The organism is Mesorhizobium sp. M0340 (assembly GCF_040321535.1).
GTDB lineage: Bacteria > Pseudomonadota > Alphaproteobacteria > Rhizobiales > Rhizobiaceae > Mesorhizobium.
Genome location: NZ_JAMYRR010000003.1, coordinates 282,422 through 298,610 on the forward strand (window position 1 = coordinate 282,422; position 16,189 = coordinate 298,610).

16 protein-coding genes and 1 pseudogene are annotated in these 16,189 nt (G+C 60.9%); 11 read left to right on the forward strand and 6 right to left on the reverse strand.

Annotated features, from left to right (window positions below):
- Positions 1-14 precede the first annotated feature (14 nt).
- Positions 15-905 carry a bifunctional DNA-formamidopyrimidine glycosylase/DNA-(apurinic or apyrimidinic site) lyase gene (gene mutM, locus NKI79_RS06115; RefSeq protein ID WP_352751487.1) on the reverse strand — a complete coding sequence of 297 codons (891 nt, stop codon included), beginning with the start codon at positions 903-905 and terminating at the stop codon, positions 15-17.
- Entirely contained in the window at positions 898-2,139 is a 1,242-nt protein-coding gene (locus tag NKI79_RS06120) for a phosphopentomutase (RefSeq protein ID WP_352800465.1), read from the reverse strand. Before NKI79_RS06120 ends, mutM begins: the two co-directional genes overlap by 8 nt.
- Positions 2,140-2,295: 156 nt before the next feature.
- Here NKI79_RS06120 and NKI79_RS33205 point away from each other — a divergent pair.
- Positions 2,296-2,424, forward strand: a pseudogene (locus NKI79_RS33205) (phosphate/phosphite/phosphonate ABC transporter substrate-binding protein); the annotation flags it as partial.
- A gap of 102 nt (positions 2,425-2,526) precedes the next feature.
- Here the strand turns inward: NKI79_RS33205 and NKI79_RS06125 are convergent.
- From NKI79_RS06125 to NKI79_RS06135, 3 genes are all read right to left on the reverse strand, one after another.
- Positions 2,527-3,147: a TadE/TadG family type IV pilus assembly protein gene (locus NKI79_RS06125; RefSeq protein WP_254816287.1), complete on the reverse strand. Its 621-nt coding sequence runs from the start codon at positions 3,145-3,147 to the stop codon at positions 2,527-2,529.
- Between the two features lie 30 nt (positions 3,148-3,177).
- Positions 3,178-3,738, reverse strand: coding sequence for a TadE/TadG family type IV pilus assembly protein (locus NKI79_RS06130; RefSeq protein WP_254816288.1), 561 nt, complete (start codon positions 3,736-3,738; stop codon positions 3,178-3,180).
- Positions 3,739-3,890: 152 nt separating this feature from the next.
- A complete protein-coding gene (locus tag NKI79_RS06135; protein ID WP_352800468.1) occupies positions 3,891-4,313 on the reverse strand; it encodes a pilus assembly protein N-terminal domain-containing protein in 423 nt (140 codons plus the stop codon).
- Positions 4,314-4,648: 335 nt separating this feature from the next.
- Between NKI79_RS06135 and NKI79_RS06140 the strand changes: the two genes are divergently transcribed.
- From NKI79_RS06140 to NKI79_RS06180, 9 genes are all read left to right on the forward strand, one after another.
- Positions 4,649-4,819: a Flp family type IVb pilin gene (locus NKI79_RS06140; RefSeq protein WP_254816290.1), complete on the forward strand. Its 171-nt coding sequence runs from the start codon at positions 4,649-4,651 to the stop codon at positions 4,817-4,819.
- A gap of 152 nt (positions 4,820-4,971) precedes the next feature.
- On the forward strand, positions 4,972-5,490 hold the full coding sequence (locus NKI79_RS06145) for an A24 family peptidase (protein WP_352800470.1): 519 nt from the start codon (positions 4,972-4,974) through the stop codon (positions 5,488-5,490).
- 189 nt (positions 5,491-5,679) lie between these two features.
- On the forward strand, positions 5,680-6,495 hold the full coding sequence (gene cpaB, locus NKI79_RS06150; protein WP_254816292.1) for a Flp pilus assembly protein CpaB: 816 nt from the start codon (positions 5,680-5,682) through the stop codon (positions 6,493-6,495).
- Complete coding sequence (locus NKI79_RS06155; protein WP_352800473.1) at positions 6,492-8,021, forward strand: type II and III secretion system protein family protein; 1,530 nt, start codon at positions 6,492-6,494, stop codon at positions 8,019-8,021. Before cpaB ends, NKI79_RS06155 begins: the two co-directional genes overlap by 4 nt.
- A gap of 14 nt (positions 8,022-8,035) precedes the next feature.
- Positions 8,036-8,770: a CpaD family pilus assembly protein gene (locus NKI79_RS06160; RefSeq protein WP_352800475.1), complete on the forward strand. Its 735-nt coding sequence runs from the start codon at positions 8,036-8,038 to the stop codon at positions 8,768-8,770.
- A 55-nt stretch (positions 8,771-8,825) separates the two neighbouring features.
- Positions 8,826-10,109, forward strand: a complete 1,284-nt coding sequence (locus NKI79_RS06165; RefSeq protein WP_254816295.1) for a CpaE/TadZ family protein — start codon at positions 8,826-8,828, stop codon at positions 10,107-10,109.
- A gap of 29 nt (positions 10,110-10,138) precedes the next feature.
- On the forward strand, positions 10,139-11,644 hold the full coding sequence (locus NKI79_RS06170) for a TadA family conjugal transfer-associated ATPase (RefSeq protein WP_352800477.1): 1,506 nt from the start codon (positions 10,139-10,141) through the stop codon (positions 11,642-11,644).
- A 29-nt stretch (positions 11,645-11,673) separates the two neighbouring features.
- Positions 11,674-12,687, forward strand: coding sequence for a type II secretion system F family protein (locus tag NKI79_RS06175; RefSeq protein WP_352800479.1), 1,014 nt, complete (start codon positions 11,674-11,676; stop codon positions 12,685-12,687).
- A 9-nt stretch (positions 12,688-12,696) separates the two neighbouring features.
- On the forward strand, positions 12,697-13,713 hold the full coding sequence (locus NKI79_RS06180) for a type II secretion system F family protein (RefSeq protein ID WP_254816298.1): 1,017 nt from the start codon (positions 12,697-12,699) through the stop codon (positions 13,711-13,713).
- 114 nt (positions 13,714-13,827) lie between these two features.
- On the opposite strand, the gene NKI79_RS06185 is transcribed toward NKI79_RS06180, so the two are convergent.
- A complete protein-coding gene (locus NKI79_RS06185; RefSeq protein ID WP_254816398.1) occupies positions 13,828-14,649 on the reverse strand; it encodes a tetratricopeptide repeat protein in 822 nt (273 codons plus the stop codon).
- 122 nt (positions 14,650-14,771) lie between these two features.
- Between NKI79_RS06185 and NKI79_RS06190 the strand changes: the two genes are divergently transcribed.
- A complete protein-coding gene (locus tag NKI79_RS06190; RefSeq protein WP_352644366.1) occupies positions 14,772-16,136 on the forward strand; it encodes a leucyl aminopeptidase family protein in 1,365 nt (454 codons plus the stop codon).
- Positions 16,137-16,189: the final 53 nt, after the last annotated feature.

Here is a 16,189-nt window from a genome sequence, read left to right on the forward strand (position 1 = left end):
TCCTCGCTTCTGGTTTAAGCCTGACAGGCCCGGCAGTGGAAAGTCGAACGACCGCTTTGCACGATACGCTCGATGTGGCCGCCACAACCAGGCTTGGAGCAGGCTTCGCCCTCGCGATCGTAAACCGCGAAGGAATGCTGGAAGTAGCCCAGCGATCCATCGGTCTGCATATAGTCGCGCAACGACGAGCCGCCGGCGGCGATCGCATCGGCGACGACCGAGCGGATAGCTTCGGCCAGGCGTTCGCTCTGCTCTTTGGCTTTCTTGCCGGCTCTCGCGAGGGTGCCCGCTTCGCGCAGCGGCGACAGGCCGGCCCGCCAAAGCGCTTCCGAGACGTAGATATTGCCTAGCCCGGCAATTAGCCTCTGGTCCAGAAGTGCCGCTTTCAGCGGTGACTTGCGACCTTTCAGCAACGAAGCGAGCAGCGTGCCGTCCAGTGCGTTGCCTGTAGGCTCGACGCCTAATCCCGCCAGCATCGGATGCATGTCGGGCTCGCCTTCCGAAAACAGCATGAACCCGAAGCGGCGCGGGTCGTTGAAGATCACGCGAGAGCGGACGCCGGCAGGGGATGCGATGTCGAAGACGACGTGATCGTGAGCAGTGTTTTTCGAACGTTCGTGGTGGAACGCGCCGGGCGTTGCGCTCTCGTCGGCCGTTTCGATGCGAAACGAACCCGACATGCCGAGATGGCAGATCAGAACCGGGCCGTTGTCCATGTGCATTGTCAGATATTTGGCACGGCGGCCGAGCGCAGCAATCGTCTTGCCGGTCAGCCGCTCCGAAAATCTCGCGGGGAACGGAAACCGCAAATCCGGCCGGCGTGCCTCGACGTCGACAATGCGGGCACCTTCAAGGGCCGGCTGCAGACCGCGCCTGACTGTCTCGACCTCCGGCAGCTCAGGCATGGCCACCTATCGTGGCATGGAAGGAGGTGCCGTGACGGCCGCGCGCCAGCCCGAGATGTTCGGCCACGGTTTCGCCGATGTCGGCAAATGTCGCCCTCAGTCCGATGTCTGCGCCTTTGAAACCCGGCCGTGTCCCGATAACCGGAATCCGCTCGCGCGTGTGGTCGGTGCCGCGCCACGTCGGATCGTTGCCGTGATCGGCGGTCAAAATGAGCAGATCGCCTGACCTCAGCCGTGCGAATGCCTCGGGCAGGCGCCGGTCGAAAGCTTCGAGTGCGGCGGCATACCCCGCAACGTCGCGCCGATGCCCGAACTCGGTGTCGAAATCGACAAAGTTCGCGAAGACGAGGTCGCCGTCGCGGGCGTCTTCCATGGCGCCAAGCGCTTTGTCGAACATCGCCATGTTGCCGGCAGCCTTGCGGACTTCCGAGATGCCCCGGTGGGCGAAAATGTCGCCGATCTTGCCGACCGCGATAACCCGGCTGCCGCGCGCCGTCAGACGGTCGAGCAGCGTCGGTTCCGGCGGCGGTACGGCATAGTCGCGACGATTATGCGTTCGCTCGAACGTGGCGGCGGTTTCACCGATGAACGGCCGTGCTATGACGCGGCCGATATTCAGCGGATCGACGAGCCTGCGCACCACCTTGCAGAACTCGTAAAGCCGTTCCAGGCCGAAATGAACCTCATGCGCGGCGATCTGCAGGACGGAGTCGATCGAGGTGTAGCAGATCGGCTTGCCGGTGCGGATATGGTCATCGCCGAACCGTTCGATAATCTCGGTGCCCGGAGCATGGCAATTGCCGAGGATGCCAGGCACCTTCCCTTCACGCACCATTGCTTCGGTCAGCCCGGCCGGAAAGGCGGGAATCGCGTCCGGGAAGTAACCCCAGTCGAAACGGACCGGCAGGCCGGCTATTTCCCAATGGCCCGATGGCGTGTCCTTGCCGCTCGAAACCTCTTGGGCCGCGCCGTGAAAGGCGGCGGCAAGCGGCGCACTGCCGGCATTCTCGAACCTGAAACCCGTCGCCGTTGCCGCGGCCTGGCCGAGGCCGAGCGAAAGCATGTTTGGTACAAGAAGGGGCCCGTCACGCAGGCCTTCGCGATCGGCGCGGCCTTCTGCGCAGGCCCGCGCGATGTGTGCGAACGTATTGGAGCCGGTGTCGCCATAGCGTTCGGCATCGGCCGCGCCGCCGATGCCGAAGGAGTCGAGGACAAAAAGGAAGGCGCGTGCCATCGAAAGGTTCATCATTCCTGTGTTGGCTCAGACATAGGGTTCCGCGCCGTCATTGGCAATTCGGAAACCCAAACAGCACGGTTGGCATGCTGGTCCCGGAGAGACGAATCGCGGCATGGTCGATCTGCGGATGGAAATGCGCGGCGCGGAGCTCGCATGAGGCTTGCCCTGACAGCATTCGCCGCCGTACTGGCTTTGCTGCTGGATGCGTCTTGCGCAAACCTGGCGCGCGCCGATTGGCGCTATGTTATCGGAACGTTCCGTATCGGTATCGTCGCCGAACCGTTGCCGGTCCGAGGGACGATGTGCCGGCTGCAGCCATCGTGCGTCTGGTCTCGGCCCGCGGTTGCAAGCAATAGCAACAGACCGGTTAGCGGGCCTCAGGCGTCAGCAATCGCTGCACGGAATGGTCGGGCTCCTGCGCGGCCGCAGATAATAAGTTTCCGCCATCGATATCGAATTGAAGACCGAGCTCAACCCGAACCGGCTTTGGCCGTCCGCCGACCAGGTGATGATTGGCTTGTAGGCGAGATCGCTTTCGACCCGAATGAGGAAAGTGCCTTTGATCTTGAGCGCGCTCGGGACCGTTGTGGTGGAATCCTTGACCGCGTCGAGGCTAGAGACGCCATCCACCAGTTTGCGCGACCACACGACCAGGACTTTCGGCGTCGTCTCGTTCGTCACCTGTATCGCCGTGATAATGATCTTCGGTTTCGAGCGGTTGTAGGGCTGGAGCGTGGAACTGCCGATCGCCATGATGGCATCGACATCGGCCGCCTTGATGGTCTGCTGCTGTGTGACGAGGTCCGCTACCATGCTGCCGATGCGGCTGACCTTCTTGCTGGTCTCGATGGCTTGCGAGGCCTCCATTGTCATAAAGTACATGATCAACAGGACAGGCACGATGAGGGCAAACTCGACGGCCGCAATACCGCGGCGGTCGGAGCAAAGCCGGACTGCTCTTGTACAAATCCCTGCGATGCCCAACTGTGCCCCCGCACGAATCATGGCTTTGCCCTTTTCAAGCGACTAGGTGGTTCAGTTGTCGAAAGGCTCGTTCTGCCAAGTGATCGAGGCAAAATGCAGCGTTTTGCCGTCCTTCAGATTGGCCATCGACTTGGCCATGAAGTCGGTCATCACCGGCCATTTGTAAAAAACCCGCAGCATGTTTCTCGACTCCGCCAGGCCCGGTGCGACCGTGAAGGTCTGTGTGCTCGTGCCCTTGGTCAGCACGACGTCGCCATCCTGGATCTTGAAACCGGCCAGCGCCGCATCGGCGAAGGTCGGATATTCGCGCAAGTCCACCAGCAATCCGGGACAGGTCTTGGCGACCATGATCTCCAATTTGGTGCAGATCATATCCCGCAGCTTGGTGCCGGACACATCGGCCGGTCTTAGCTGGCCGGTACGCAACTGGCGCGCGATGTCGTCTGTGGCGTTTGCCATCACTTCCTGTGCGGCAAATGAAATGCAGCTCTCCAGTATGGCGAATACAAGAAGCGCGAAAGGAATTGCAAGCAGGGCGAATTCGATCGCCGTGCTTCCGCGGCGGTCGCCCAAAAACCGTCTTGGAGAACCTGCTCGTCCAGCCTTGCTCATGTCCTCTGCCCGCCGATGCCGCTTCTGTATCGGTCCCACCCTTAGTCGGAACCGATTGAAGTCCGGTTGGAATGACCGTTAAATTCAACGGGAAGGCCTTAACCCGGCCATAACCGAAGCACGTTCTCGCCAAAGACGGAGACGCCGGCTAGCTAATGCCCGGCGCTCATCTCGGCTTCAGAGGCCTTCTCGGCATCGCTCTTATACGAGCTTTCGCAATATGGCGCGCAGGACATCGTCTGCACTTCGGCGCGTCGATAGATGCGCACCGACGCCGCCGCCTGGCGCACGACGGTTATTTGCTCATCGACGATCGGGTTGCCCTCGTGATCGAGGACGACAAGATTGGTGACGCCAAATCCCTTGCCGGTCAGTACGATCGTCGATGCGTCCTGCACGGAGGCGTCGGCGATCGCCGGATTGCCGACGACAATCGTATCGGCGGCGCGCGACAATTTGATGATCTTTGCCTGGTTCATCGTCACCTCGATGCCGGCGCCGGCCTTGGCTGGAAAGGCGAAAGCCGCTGCGGCACAAAGCACGGCAACTGGAAATGATGATCTCGGCCCGGCCATTAAGGCGCCCCCTGGCAAACTGTTCAACGGAACATGAACGAGATTGGTGAACCAACCGTTAAGCGGCTGGAGTTCACCGGAACCGGCATTGGGCCTAGCCGGCACGGCTGGAACGTCTTTGCCGAATTGCGCCTTTTGCGCCTTTTGTCGGCCCGGGGTCCTAGCTGCGGGTATTTTAGTTCTGGGTTAACCACGCAATGCCATCTAAGCGGGAAAGGAATCGGTAAGCCTGTTTATTAAGCCGATTGAAACAGCTTCTCCTTAGATTCGCAGTATCCGATCAGCCACCAAGAGAAGTTGACGGAAGTGCTGTAACAATTGGAGTAGGAGCTCAAATGTCTAACCTCATCGCACGTTTTGTGAAGGACGAATCCGGCGCGACCGCTATCGAATACGGTCTGATCGCCGCTCTCATCGCGCTCGCCATCATGGTCGGCGCCACCTCGCTCGGCACCGCGCTGAACGCCAAGTTTGACAAGATTGCCACCAAGGTCAACGCTTCGTAAGCAACAACATTCCATTGCTTCCCAATAAGGGCCGCCGCACTGGCGGCCCTTATTTAGTCCTACGCATGATTTTGAACTTTAGACCTCATCAATCGTTAATCGAACATACCTAGGCTGGGACCAGGTACAGTTTGACCACAGGCGCCGCGCCCATGCTTGAAGCCGTGATCTTCGTCGTCTTTCCATTCTGCATGCTTTTTGCCGCGATCTCCGACATGCTGTCGATGACGATCGCCAATCGCGTGCCTGTGCTGCTCGTCGTTGTCTTTGCCTTGGTTGCGCCCTTGACCGGCATGGACTGGGCCACTTATGGCGGGCACTTCGCCGCCGGCGGCCTGGTTCTTGTAGTGACATTCGGCCTGTTCGCGCTTGGCGGCATGGGCGGCGGCGACGCCAAGCTCTTGGCCGCCACTGCCGTATGGATGGGACTGAACATCCATCTCGTCGAGTATCTCGTCACCTCGACGTTCATCGGCGGTCTGCTGACCCTTGCCATCATCGCCTATCGAAAATCGCTGCTTGCCGCCGTCACAAGCCACAATCGGTTCCTGCGCCATTTCGCCGAAGAGGCGACCGGCGTTCCGTACGGCATTGCGCTTGGCATTGGCGGTCTGCTCACCTATTCCGACTCACCGTTGATGGCCTGGGCGCTTACCAGGCTGGCGGGCTGAATTTTCGCTTTCCGCCGTTGGCGCCGAGCAGGCGAATTGGCCACGTTTTCCTTCGGGCCAGAGTTGTCGCTCTAATTTATGTAAACCTTAAATTAATCACGATCGTAAGTATAACATTAACCTTGTTTTGACGATTGCCGCTGCAAAGTCCGGCTTGGCTAGTGGTTTGCCAAGGCGAGGTTCGGACAGATGCCAGCATCCCGATTGATTATTCTAGGCGTGGCGATAGCCGCGGCCGGCGGTGCAGGCTATGTCGCGAAGAACATGGTTGTGGCTCCGCCGCCTCCGGTTGTCGATTCCGGTCCTCAGGCGCCGGCGATCGCGCTGCAGGATGTGCTTGTTCTTTCCGGCGACGTTCCGATGGGCAGTCCGCTTGAAAACAACATTTCCTGGGAGTCATGGCCGTCCGCCGGCATCAACGCAAATTTCATCACCCGCGCTGCCGAGCCTGAAGCGCTGGACAAGCTGAAGGGCGCCGTCGCCCGCGTGGCGCTCTATGCCGGCGAGCCGCTGCGCCGCTCGAAGCTGATCGGTGAAGGGCAAAGCTTCATGTCGTCGATCCTGCCCTCCGGCATGCGGGCTGTCGCCACAAGCATTTCGGCCGACACCTCGGCCGGTGGCTTCATTCTTCCGAACGATTTCGTCGACGTCATCATGACCCGCAGAACCGATGCCGCCAATGGCGGTGGTCCGGGCTTCACGACCGAAACTATCCTCAAGAACATTCGTGTCCTGGCGATCGACCAGACCATTCAGGAGGATGAGGAAGGCAAGAAGACCAGAGTCGGCCAGACCGCCACCCTGGAGCTGACGCCGCAGCAGTCCGAGATCATCACCGTCGCACAGCAGATGGCGGATCGCCTGACACTGGCGCTGCGCTCGATCAAGGACAGCCAGGACAAGAATGTGGGCGAGGCCGACTACCTGGTTTCCGGCAATGGTCGGCGCGGCACCGTGCGGTTGATCAAGTCGGGCGAAGTTTCCGAGGTGGGGGCAAGGAAATGAGGCTAAAAACCAAACTGCCGCTCACCCTGGCTGTGGCGATCGGCCTGTTTCTCCTTGGAACGAATGCATATGGCATCCTCGATGCCAGTGCGGCGGGCAATGCCAGGGTCACGGCTTCGACCGCCACCCAGCGGGTCAAACTCGGACTCAATAAATCGGTGGTGATCGACCTGCCGAGCGATGCCTATGATATTCTCGTCGCCAACCCCGCTGTAGCCGACGCAGTGACCCGCACCGCCCGCCGCATCTATCTGTTCGGAAAGGCGGTCGGCGAGACCAACATCTTCGTCTTTGGCCCGAATGGCGAGCAGATCGTCAGCCTTGACCTGGCGGTCGAACGCGATGTTGCCGGGCTGGAGGACTATATCAAGCGCTTCATCCCGTCATCGGAGGTCAAGGTCGAGTTGCTGAACGACAACGTCGTTCTGACCGGAACCGTCGACACTCCTCTTGACGCCAAGCGCGCGGCTGATCTGGCAAACATCTTCGTGTCCGGCGGCGAGGCGACCACGGGTCAATATTCGCAGACCGCTGCCGGCGGTTCGGCCGAAGCCGGCGTCGCCATCGACAACCCGGATGCCGAGCGCCGCGTCAGCCAGATCATCAACCTGCTGCAGATTATCGGCGACGACCAGGTGACGCTGAAGGTGACGGTTGCCGAGGTCAGCCGCACGGTGATGAAGCAGCTCGGCGTCAACATGGTCGGCAACGGCAGCAGCAACGGCATCAGTTGGAGCGCTCTCACCACGCCTGCATACGGATTGGGAAAGCCACTGTCGCAATATTCGGGGGCGGCGATCGGCAGCTCAACTCTTCAAGCGTACATAAACGCCATGGAGCAAAGCGGTGTCATGAAGACGCTGGCCGAGCCGACTCTCACCGCCGTTTCCGGCGAGAAGGCGACCTTCAAGGTCGGCGGCGAATTCAATATCATCACCGGCCGAACAAGCAACGTTTCAAACGACAATCAAACTGGCCAGATTACCTACGAGCACGAACGCCTTGAATATGGAATTGGGCTCGAATTCCAGCCGGTCGTGCTCTCGGCGGGCCGCATCAGCCTGAAAGTGAGGACGTCGGTTTCGGAACCTACGACCGAAGGCGCCGCAGTCCTGGAAGGAGCCGGCGACTTACCCGGCACCACTTTGCTGTCGATCCGCAAACGCCTGGCCGACACCACGGTGGAATTGCCCTCCGGCGGTTCCATGATGATCGCGGGCCTTGTCCGCGACGACATCAGACAGGCGGTTGCCGGGCTGCCCGGCCTGACCAAAATACCGGTGCTAGGCACGCTGTTCCGCAGCAGGGATTTCGTCCGCAACGAGACCGAACTCGTCATCATCATCACGCCCTATCTGGTGAAGCCGGTGGCGCGCAACGATCTTGCCAAGCCGGATGACAATTTCAACGCAGCCAGCGATGGCGCCGGCATGTTCCTTGGCCGCGTCAACCGCGTCTACGGCACCATGCAGACCGACAAGCCCAACGGCCGCTATCACGGCGTTGTCGGCTTTATCTACAAGTAAGCGGGGAAGTCGACATGTCTCAGTCAGTATCGAAGGCAAGGGCGGTCACCGCGATACAGTCCGTTCATTCGCGGATCTGGCGGCCGGCCGTTCCGATCATAGCGATCGCGGTAGCGGCATCACTGGCCGGCTGCGCCAATCGCGACAGCGTCACGGTCGGTGCCATACCGGACGACTATCGCACCACCCATCCTATCGTCATCGCCGAGAAGGTGCAGAAGATCGACCTTCCGGTCGGCGCCGGCGACCGTGGCATGACCAGATCCCAGCGTGACACGCTCCTGGGCTTTCTCAACGGATACGACAGGAGCGCGGCTCCGGTGCTGACGATCGAGATTCCGAGCGGCTCAGCTAACGAAATCGCAGCGGCCGCGGCCGGCCGCGATTTCGCCAGGCTCGCCATAGCCAGCGGCATCAGCCGGAAGCGGATCGCCATGCGGTCCTATCAGTCTGTTTCAGCCGAAGCGTCCGCACCGGTCCGCGTTGCCTATGTCTCGGTGAAGGCTCAGACGGATAAATGCGGGCGCTGGCCCGAAGACCTGCTGCAGACTTCGGAAAACAAGCACTATGCCGATTTCGGCTGTTCGTATCAGAACAACCTGGCTGCCCAGATGGCCAATCCGTCCGATCTGATCGGGCCACGCAAACCGTCGCCGATCGACGCGGAAAATCGCGGCGCGGTGATCGACGTCTATCGTGACAGGGGTATTTCGGACGAATTCCTCGGCAATTCGGAAGTCGATTATTAACGAGTGTTGAGGCTCAACAAACTCTAAGCCGCGCAAGTCACGGAAAGTGATGACAATGAGCAATCTTGCCTATGACACAGAGGTACCGGGCGGCGAAACCTCGGAGCAGGATATTGCCGCGATGCAGGCGTTGCGGCCGATCCCGCGCATTTCGATCCAGGCATTTTGCGAGACCGAAGGCGTAGCCAATCCGGTCGAGCGCGCCGGCGAGGATCGCCGCATGGCCAAGGCCCATCTGAAGGTGCATATGGGGGGCATCCCCACCGCTATCGAATTCTATCAGTCGGCGCCGACACCGAACCTGATCCTGCTTGAATCCCGCAGCGAGCCGAAGCTGTTGCTTGAACAACTCGCCCAGCTCTCCGAGCATTGTGACCCGACCTCCAAGGTGGTGGTTGTCGGCCACTACAACGATGTCGGCCTGTATCGCGAACTCATTCGTTCGGGCATCTCCGAATATGTCATCGCGCCCGTATCGATGGCCGACATCGTCAGCGTGGTGTCTTCGATCTTCGTTGATCCGGAAGCTGAGCCGATCGGCCGCTCGATTGCGTTCATCGGCGCCAAGGGCGGCGTCGGCTCCTCGACCATAGCCCATAATGTGGCCTGGGCCATGTCGTCCCTTTTCAAATCCGAAGTGGTTGTCGCCGATCTCGACCTCGCCTTCGGAACGGCCAATATCAACTTCGACCAGGACCCGGCCCAAGGCATTGCCGAGGCGGTCTTCTCGCCGGAACGCGTCGACGAGGTCTATCTCGACCGACTGCTCGCCCAATGCGCCGAGCACCTGTCGCTGCTTGCGGCCCCTTCGACCCTGGAGCGGGTCTACGATTTCGATCCCGACGCTTTCACCCAGCTTATCGACATAGCCCAGCGTAGCGCGCCGCTCCTCGTGCTCGATGTTCCCCACTTGTGGGCGGGCTGGACCAAGAACACGCTGGTCAAGGCCGATGAGATCGTCATCACGGCGACGCCCGAACTGGCCAATCTGCGCAACACGAAGAACCTGGTCGACATGCTGAAGCGGCTTCGTCCGAACGATCCTGCGCCAAAGCTTGTGATCAACCAGGCCGGTGTGCCGAAGCGTCCCGAGATTACGCCGTCCGACTTCTCCGAATCCCTCGGCCTTTCGCCGATGTCAGTCATCCCGTTCGAGCCGCTTTTGTTCGGAAATGCTGCCAATAACGGACGTATGCTTGGTGAAATGGATGCCAAGAGTCCGGTCGTCGCCACGATCAACGAGATCGCCCATGTGCTGACAGGGCGCAGCGAAATCAAGGTGAAGAAAAAGGCTGGCCTCGGCAACCTGATAGGCAAGCTTTCGCGCAACAAGAAGTGATGCCTCAGCGGTGGAATTGGTAAGCGATCATGTTTGGTAAAAGAGGCAGCGACGACGGCAACCGGACCATCCCGGAATTCCGTCAGCCCGCACCCGCAGCTGCTGCGCCGGCTGCCGCGAACCCTATGGAAGCGGCTATAGGTGCCAGACCCGCGACGCTGCCGCCGTCCGGCGCGCCTGCTGCGCAGGTTCGCCGTGCAGTCGAGCCGCCGCCATTGGCGCCGGAGCCGAAAACTATCCAGCGCCAAAAGAGCGAAACCTACTACGACACCAAAAGCCAGGTCTTCGCCGCACTGATCGACACGATCGACCTGTCGCAGCTGGCCAAGCTCGATCCCGAAAGCGCGCGCGAGGAAATCCGCGACATCGTCAACGACATCATCGCGATCAAGAATTTCGCGATGTCCATCGCCGAGCAGGAAGAGCTTCTCGAGGACATCTGCAACGACGTTTTGGGCTACGGGCCGCTGGAGCCACTGCTTGCGCGCGACGATATTGCCGACATCATGGTCAACGGCTCCAAGAACGTCTACATCGAAGTCAACGGCAAGGTCGAGCAGACCGGCATCCGGTTCCGTGACAACCAGCAGCTCCTCAACATCTGCCAGCGTATCGTCAGCCAGGTCGGCCGCCGCGTCGATGAATCAAGCCCGATCTGCGATGCGCGTCTTCCTGATGGCTCGCGTGTCAACGTCATCGCACCGCCCTTGGCTATTGACGGCACCGCACTTACCATCCGCAAGTTCAAGAAGGACAAGCTGACGCTCGATCAGTTGGTCAAGTTCGCCTCGATTTCGCCGCAAGGGGCCGAGATTCTCAAGATCATCGGCCGTGTCCGTTGCAACATCGTCATCTCGGGCGGAACCGGCTCGGGCAAAACGACGCTGCTCAATTGCCTGACCAACTATATCGACCGGGAGGAACGCGTCATCACCTGCGAGGACTCGGCTGAGCTGCAATTGCAGCAGCCGCATGTGGTGCGTCTCGAAACCCGCCCGCCCAACCTCGAAGGCGAGGGCGAAGTGACCATGCGCGACCTGGTCAAGAACTGTCTGCGCATGCGGCCCGAACGCATTATCGTCGGCGAAGTGCGCGGACCCGAAGTGTTCGACCTGCTGCAGGCGATGAACACTGGCCATGACGGCTCGATGGGAACGATCCACTCGAACAGCCCGCGCGAATGCCTCAACCGTATAGAGTCGATGATCGCCATGGGCGGCTACACGCTGCCGCAAAAAACCGTGCGCGAAATCATCGTCGGCTCCGTCGACGTGATCATACAGGCTGCACGCCTGCGCGACGGATCGCGGCGCATCACCCATATCACCGAGGTGATCGGCATGGAGGGCGACGTCATCATCACCCAGGACATCGTTCTTTATAACATCAAGGGCGAGGACGCGAACGGCAGGCTGCTGGGCGAGCACGTGTCGACCGGCATCGGTCGTCCGCATTTCTGGGAGCGCGCCCGCTACTACGGCGAGGAGCAGCGCCTCGCCGTTGCGCTAGAGGCAATGGAGAAGCGCGCTGACTGATCCGTCCGGAAACGTGGGGGCCAGGATCGATGTTCGGAATTGACGGCACCGTATTGGCATTCGTCGTGCTCGCCGGCTTCAGCGCCGGCGCTGTGGCCTATGCTTTCCTGTTCAACCGGATCAGCACCGAGAAGCAGGTCGGCAAGCGGCTTGAATCGATCAAGACCGCCGAGACGGATCGTTCCGTCGTCAAGGCTTCGCGCGATCGCGTCGCGGAAGCGGCCAAGCGTCGCAAGTCCGTCCAGGATTCGCTGAAGGATCTCGATCAAAAGCAAAAGTCCAATCAGAGCCTGGTCAAAAAACCACCGCTGAAGATCCAAATCCGTCAGGCCGGCATGAAGATCTCGCTCGAGCGCTTTTATGTCTACTCGGCGGTCTGCGGCGTCGTCTTGACGGCTCTTATCTATTTCATCGGCGCCCCGCTGCTGGTCTTGCCGGCTGCGCTGCTGGTCGGCGTCTTGGGTCTGCCACGCTGGTTCGTCTCGTTTCGCCGCGCGCGCCGCGTCAAGGCGTTCCTCAACGAATTTCCGAACGCGCTCGATATCATTGTGCGTGCGGTAAAATCCGGCCTGCCGCTGAACGATGCCGTGCGCCTGATCGCCAACGAATCCCCCGAGCCGGTCAAGACCGAGTTCCGCCGCATCGTCGATTCGCAGCAAATGGGTTTGTCGATCCCCGACGCGGCCATGCGCATGCCAGAAACGATGCCGTGCACCGAGGCGAGCTTCTTCGGCATCGTCATCCAGATCCAGTCCCAGGCCGGCGGCAATCTTTCCGAAGCGCTGGGCAATCTTTCGCGCGTGCTTCGCGATCGCAAGAAAATGAAAGCCAAGGTCCAGGCGTTGTCCATGGAAGCCAAGGCATCCGCCGTGATCATCGGCGCGTTGCCTTTCGTCGTCGCCTGTCTCGTCTATTTGACGAGCCCGAACTACATCATGCCCCTCTTCACCACCAGCACCGGCAATCTGATCCTCGGTTGTTCCGGCATCTGGATGTCAATGGGCATCCTGGTAATGCGCAAGATGATGAACTTCGAAGTCTAGGACTCGCGTATGACCGATCACGTCGTCAGAACTCTCACCGATCCGTCCCTGCTGATCGCACTGCTGGTCGGAATAGCGGTGTTTGCGACCGTCTTCACGCTGCTGCCCGCCTTTGGCGGGAACCAGCTCAAGGCGCGCATGAAATCCGTGGCGCTGGAGCGCGATGAGCTGCGCGCCAAGCAGCGGGCGCGGCTGGCAATCGAAGCCGACCGCCGCCGCAAGGGCCTGCGCGAAGAACAGTCGGTCGGCATGCGCAATATTGTCGATCGCCTGGATCTCAGGCGTGCGCTGGCGGATGAAGGTACCTTGCAGAAATTGAAAGTGGCGGGTTTTCGCGGGCAAAATCCGCTGACGCGCTTCCTTTTCTTCCGTCTCGTCCTGCCCTTCATCGGCTTTGCATTGGCGGCGATGTATCTGTTCGTGCTCGGCGGATTGCCCGAGCAGCCGTTTTTCGTGAAGCTGTTCGTGTGCATCGTGGTTGCCTATGCGGGGTTCTACGCGCCGGTGCTCTACGTCAACAACCGCGCTACCAAGCGCAAGCAGTCGATTCAGATGGCGTGGCCGGACGCGCTCGACCTGATGCTGATATGCGTCGAGTCCGGCATGTCGGTGGAAGCGGCGCTTCGCAAAGTCGCCGATGAAATCGGCGCGCAATCGGTGGCATTAGCGGAAGAGTTCATCCTGACCAACGCCGAGCTTTCCTATCTGCAGGAGCGCAAGCAGGCCTACGAGAACCTTGCAAGCCGAACTGGCCTGGAATCCGTCAGGTCGGTTTCCCAGGCGCTGGTTCAGGCCGAGCGCTACGGCACGCCCGTGGCGCATGCGTTGCGAGTGCTTGCCAGTGAGAGCCGCGATATGCGCATGAATGCCGCTGAGAAGAAGGCGGCCGCGCTGCCGCCGAAGCTCACCGTGCCGATGATCCTGTTCTTCCTGCCGGTACTGTTCGCCATCATTCTGGGTCCCGCCGGCATCCAGGTAAGCCAGCGCGGCATCTTTGGCGACCAGCCGAAATCCAGCAGCGAGTAGCACCAGCGGCGTTGCCAGAAACGCTGATACGATTCAGCCACGCTGCCGGTGCAGCGCGGCTCTTTGCGTTAGACATGTTGCGGAATTTGTGCGCCGGTTCGGTGCCCGAGCCGGTCAGTTGGTGGCGGGCTTTGCCTTGTCCTGGTCCTTGAGCTGGCTCCAGGCATTCTGCTGCGCCAGCATCTGGCGAAGGTAAGCGACGTTAGCCTGCGCCTGATCCGGCGACAGCTCTTGCGAGGCGATCTTCTCAGCCTCGTCGAAACGGCCTTGCAGACCGACGACCAGCGCCAGGTTCTGGCGAACGCGGCTATCTGCATTCGGCTGCTGGGCGGCCGAGCGCATATAGGTTTCGGCCGTGCGCAAATCACCCTCCAGCACGTACGACATGCCGAGATTGGAAAGGATCGACGGTTCGTTCGGCCTGAGGTCAAGGGCCTTGCGATAGCCTTGGCGCGCCTCGTCCTTTTGGCCCAGCTGGTCGAGAATGGCAGCTTCCGCCGACACCAGTTTCCAATCAGGATATTCAGGGGTCTGCGCGCGGCGCACGGCATCGAGAGCCGGTTCGAACTGTCCGTTGGCGGCAAGCGCCTTGCCATAGGCGGCGAGCACGTCGCGGTCCTTCGGCAAGGCGATCGCCAGCTTGCGCATCACCGCAAGCGATTGGTCTGCGTCGCCGTCCATCTGCAGCGCCGCGGCATAATTTGTCGCGATGCGCTTGTCGCTGGGGTTTTTCGCATAGGACTGGCCGAGCGCCATCGTAGCGTTGTGCAGTTCGCCCGCCGACATTGTTTCCAGCGGCCTGCCGCTTGGACGAGAAATCGAGCCAGTCGTCAATTTGCTGGTTCCGCAGCCAGCGACGCCTGCGGCAAGCGCCATCATCAACGCCGTGCTGATCAGCCTGTTTGCGCTGGCGTTCATCCTGCGGTTGGTCAGCATCGGCACCAAGGCTCCGTTCATCGCGTGACCATTTGCGTGGTCATCTTCCCTCCCGCAGAAATATTCTGTTAACCCTAACGGAGAGTTAAGAAACGCCGACTCGGAAACCCGGAGACCAGCGAATGCCTGTCGAACTCGTCGAGAAAGAATTGAGCAATGCGCTGCCGGTCCATCTGGTGGCGAAGGATGCTCTGGCGGCAGCGGGCCTTGCGCCATCCTCGGTCGCCTGGGCCAAGGCCAACAGCTTCTCCGGCGAAGCTGGCAGGACGCTGATCGTGCCTGGCGACAACGGCGCGATTGCCGGAGCCCTGTTCGGCACCGGTGATGACGAGGGCGCACTGGCCATCGGCGCACTGGCGAGAGCCTTGCCCGCAGGCGACTGGCATTTTGCGTCGGCACCCGCCAAGCCGGAGCTTACGGCACTCGCCGTGGCGCTCGGCGGCTATGTCTTCACCCGCTACGGCAAGAAGCCAGGCAAGAGCCTTCGCCTCGCGCTGCCAGCAGGCACAGACGCTGCCCGCATCCGCCGCATCGCCAATGGCGTTTTCCTGGCGCGCGATCTGGTCAACACGCCGACCAGCGATATGGGCCCCGGCCAGCTGGAAAAAGCCGCCCGGACCTTGGCCGCGACGCACAAGGCCGAAATATCGGTGACCAAAGGCGACGATCTTCTTACCGCCAACTTTCCGATGATCCACGCCGTCGGTCGGGCATCTGCCGACGCGCCGCGCCTGATCGACATGATTTGGGGGCCGAACAATGCCCCCAGGATAACGCTGGTCGGCAAGGGGGTCTGCTTCGATACAGGCGGTCTCGACATCAAGCCGTCCTCGGGCATGCTTTTGATGAAGAAGGACATGGGCGGCGCTGCCAACGTGCTGGGCCTCGCTTCCATGATTATGGCCACCGGGCTGAAGGTCCGGCTACGCGTGCTCATCCCGGCTGTCGAGAATTCGATAGCCGGCAACGCCTTCCGGCCAGGCGACGTGCTGGTGAGCCGCAAGGGCATCACCGTCGAAATCGGCAACACCGACGCCGAAGGACGGCTGGTACTCGCCGATGCCTTGGCCTTGGCCGATGACGAAGAGCCGCAGATGCTGGTCGATATGGCGACGCTGACAGGCGCTGCCCGTGTTGCGCTCGGTCCCGACCTGCCGCCGTTCTACACCGGTGACGAGGCGCTTGCATCCGAGCTGGCGGACGCCTCCGTTGCGGTCGAGGATCCGCTATGGCGCATGCCGTTGTGGAAGCCCTATGACGCCAAGCTGGCGTCGAAGGTGGCCGACATCAACAACGTCACGTCAGACGGTTTCGCCGGCTCGATCACCGCGGCGCTTTTCCTGAAGCGCTTCGTGGAAAAGACCGCCGGCTGGGCGCATGTCGACATCTTCGCCTGGAACCCGTCCGACCGCCCGCACGGTCTTGCCGGTGGCGAAGCGCAAGGCATCCGGGCGCTGGAGCAGGTCATTTCGAACCGCTACGCTTGATTCTCGGGCATAGCCGACGAAGGTATTGACTGAAACGGAACCGAAACAATTTT

Excerpts from the sequence above, each read along its gene's own strand:
- mutM (WP_352751487.1), bottom strand. The coding sequence starts at position 905 with ATGCCTGAGCTGCCGGAGGTCGAGACAGTCAGGCGCGGTCTGCAGCCG.
- NKI79_RS06120 (WP_352800465.1), bottom strand. The coding sequence starts at position 2,139 with ATGGCACGCGCCTTCCTTTTTGTCCTCGACTCCTTCGGCATCGGCGGC.
- NKI79_RS06125 (WP_254816287.1), bottom strand. The coding sequence starts at position 3,147 with ATGATTCGTGCGGGGGCACAGTTGGGCATCGCAGGGATTTGTACAAGA.
- NKI79_RS06130 (WP_254816288.1), bottom strand. The coding sequence starts at position 3,738 with ATGAGCAAGGCTGGACGAGCAGGTTCTCCAAGACGGTTTTTGGGCGAC.
- NKI79_RS06135 (WP_352800468.1), bottom strand. The coding sequence starts at position 4,313 with ATGGCCGGGCCGAGATCATCATTTCCAGTTGCCGTGCTTTGTGCCGCA.
- NKI79_RS06140 (WP_254816290.1), top strand. The coding sequence starts at position 4,649 with ATGTCTAACCTCATCGCACGTTTTGTGAAGGACGAATCCGGCGCGACC.
- NKI79_RS06145 (WP_352800470.1), top strand. The coding sequence starts at position 4,972 with ATGCTTGAAGCCGTGATCTTCGTCGTCTTTCCATTCTGCATGCTTTTT.
- cpaB (WP_254816292.1), top strand. The coding sequence starts at position 5,680 with ATGCCAGCATCCCGATTGATTATTCTAGGCGTGGCGATAGCCGCGGCC.
- NKI79_RS06155 (WP_352800473.1), top strand. The coding sequence starts at position 6,492 with ATGAGGCTAAAAACCAAACTGCCGCTCACCCTGGCTGTGGCGATCGGC.
- NKI79_RS06160 (WP_352800475.1), top strand. The coding sequence starts at position 8,036 with ATGTCTCAGTCAGTATCGAAGGCAAGGGCGGTCACCGCGATACAGTCC.
- NKI79_RS06165 (WP_254816295.1), top strand. The coding sequence starts at position 8,826 with ATGAGCAATCTTGCCTATGACACAGAGGTACCGGGCGGCGAAACCTCG.
- NKI79_RS06170 (WP_352800477.1), top strand. The coding sequence starts at position 10,139 with ATGTTTGGTAAAAGAGGCAGCGACGACGGCAACCGGACCATCCCGGAA.
- NKI79_RS06175 (WP_352800479.1), top strand. The coding sequence starts at position 11,674 with ATGTTCGGAATTGACGGCACCGTATTGGCATTCGTCGTGCTCGCCGGC.
- NKI79_RS06180 (WP_254816298.1), top strand. The coding sequence starts at position 12,697 with ATGACCGATCACGTCGTCAGAACTCTCACCGATCCGTCCCTGCTGATC.
- NKI79_RS06185 (WP_254816398.1), bottom strand. The coding sequence starts at position 14,649 with ATGCTGACCAACCGCAGGATGAACGCCAGCGCAAACAGGCTGATCAGC.
- NKI79_RS06190 (WP_352644366.1), top strand. The coding sequence starts at position 14,772 with ATGCCTGTCGAACTCGTCGAGAAAGAATTGAGCAATGCGCTGCCGGTC.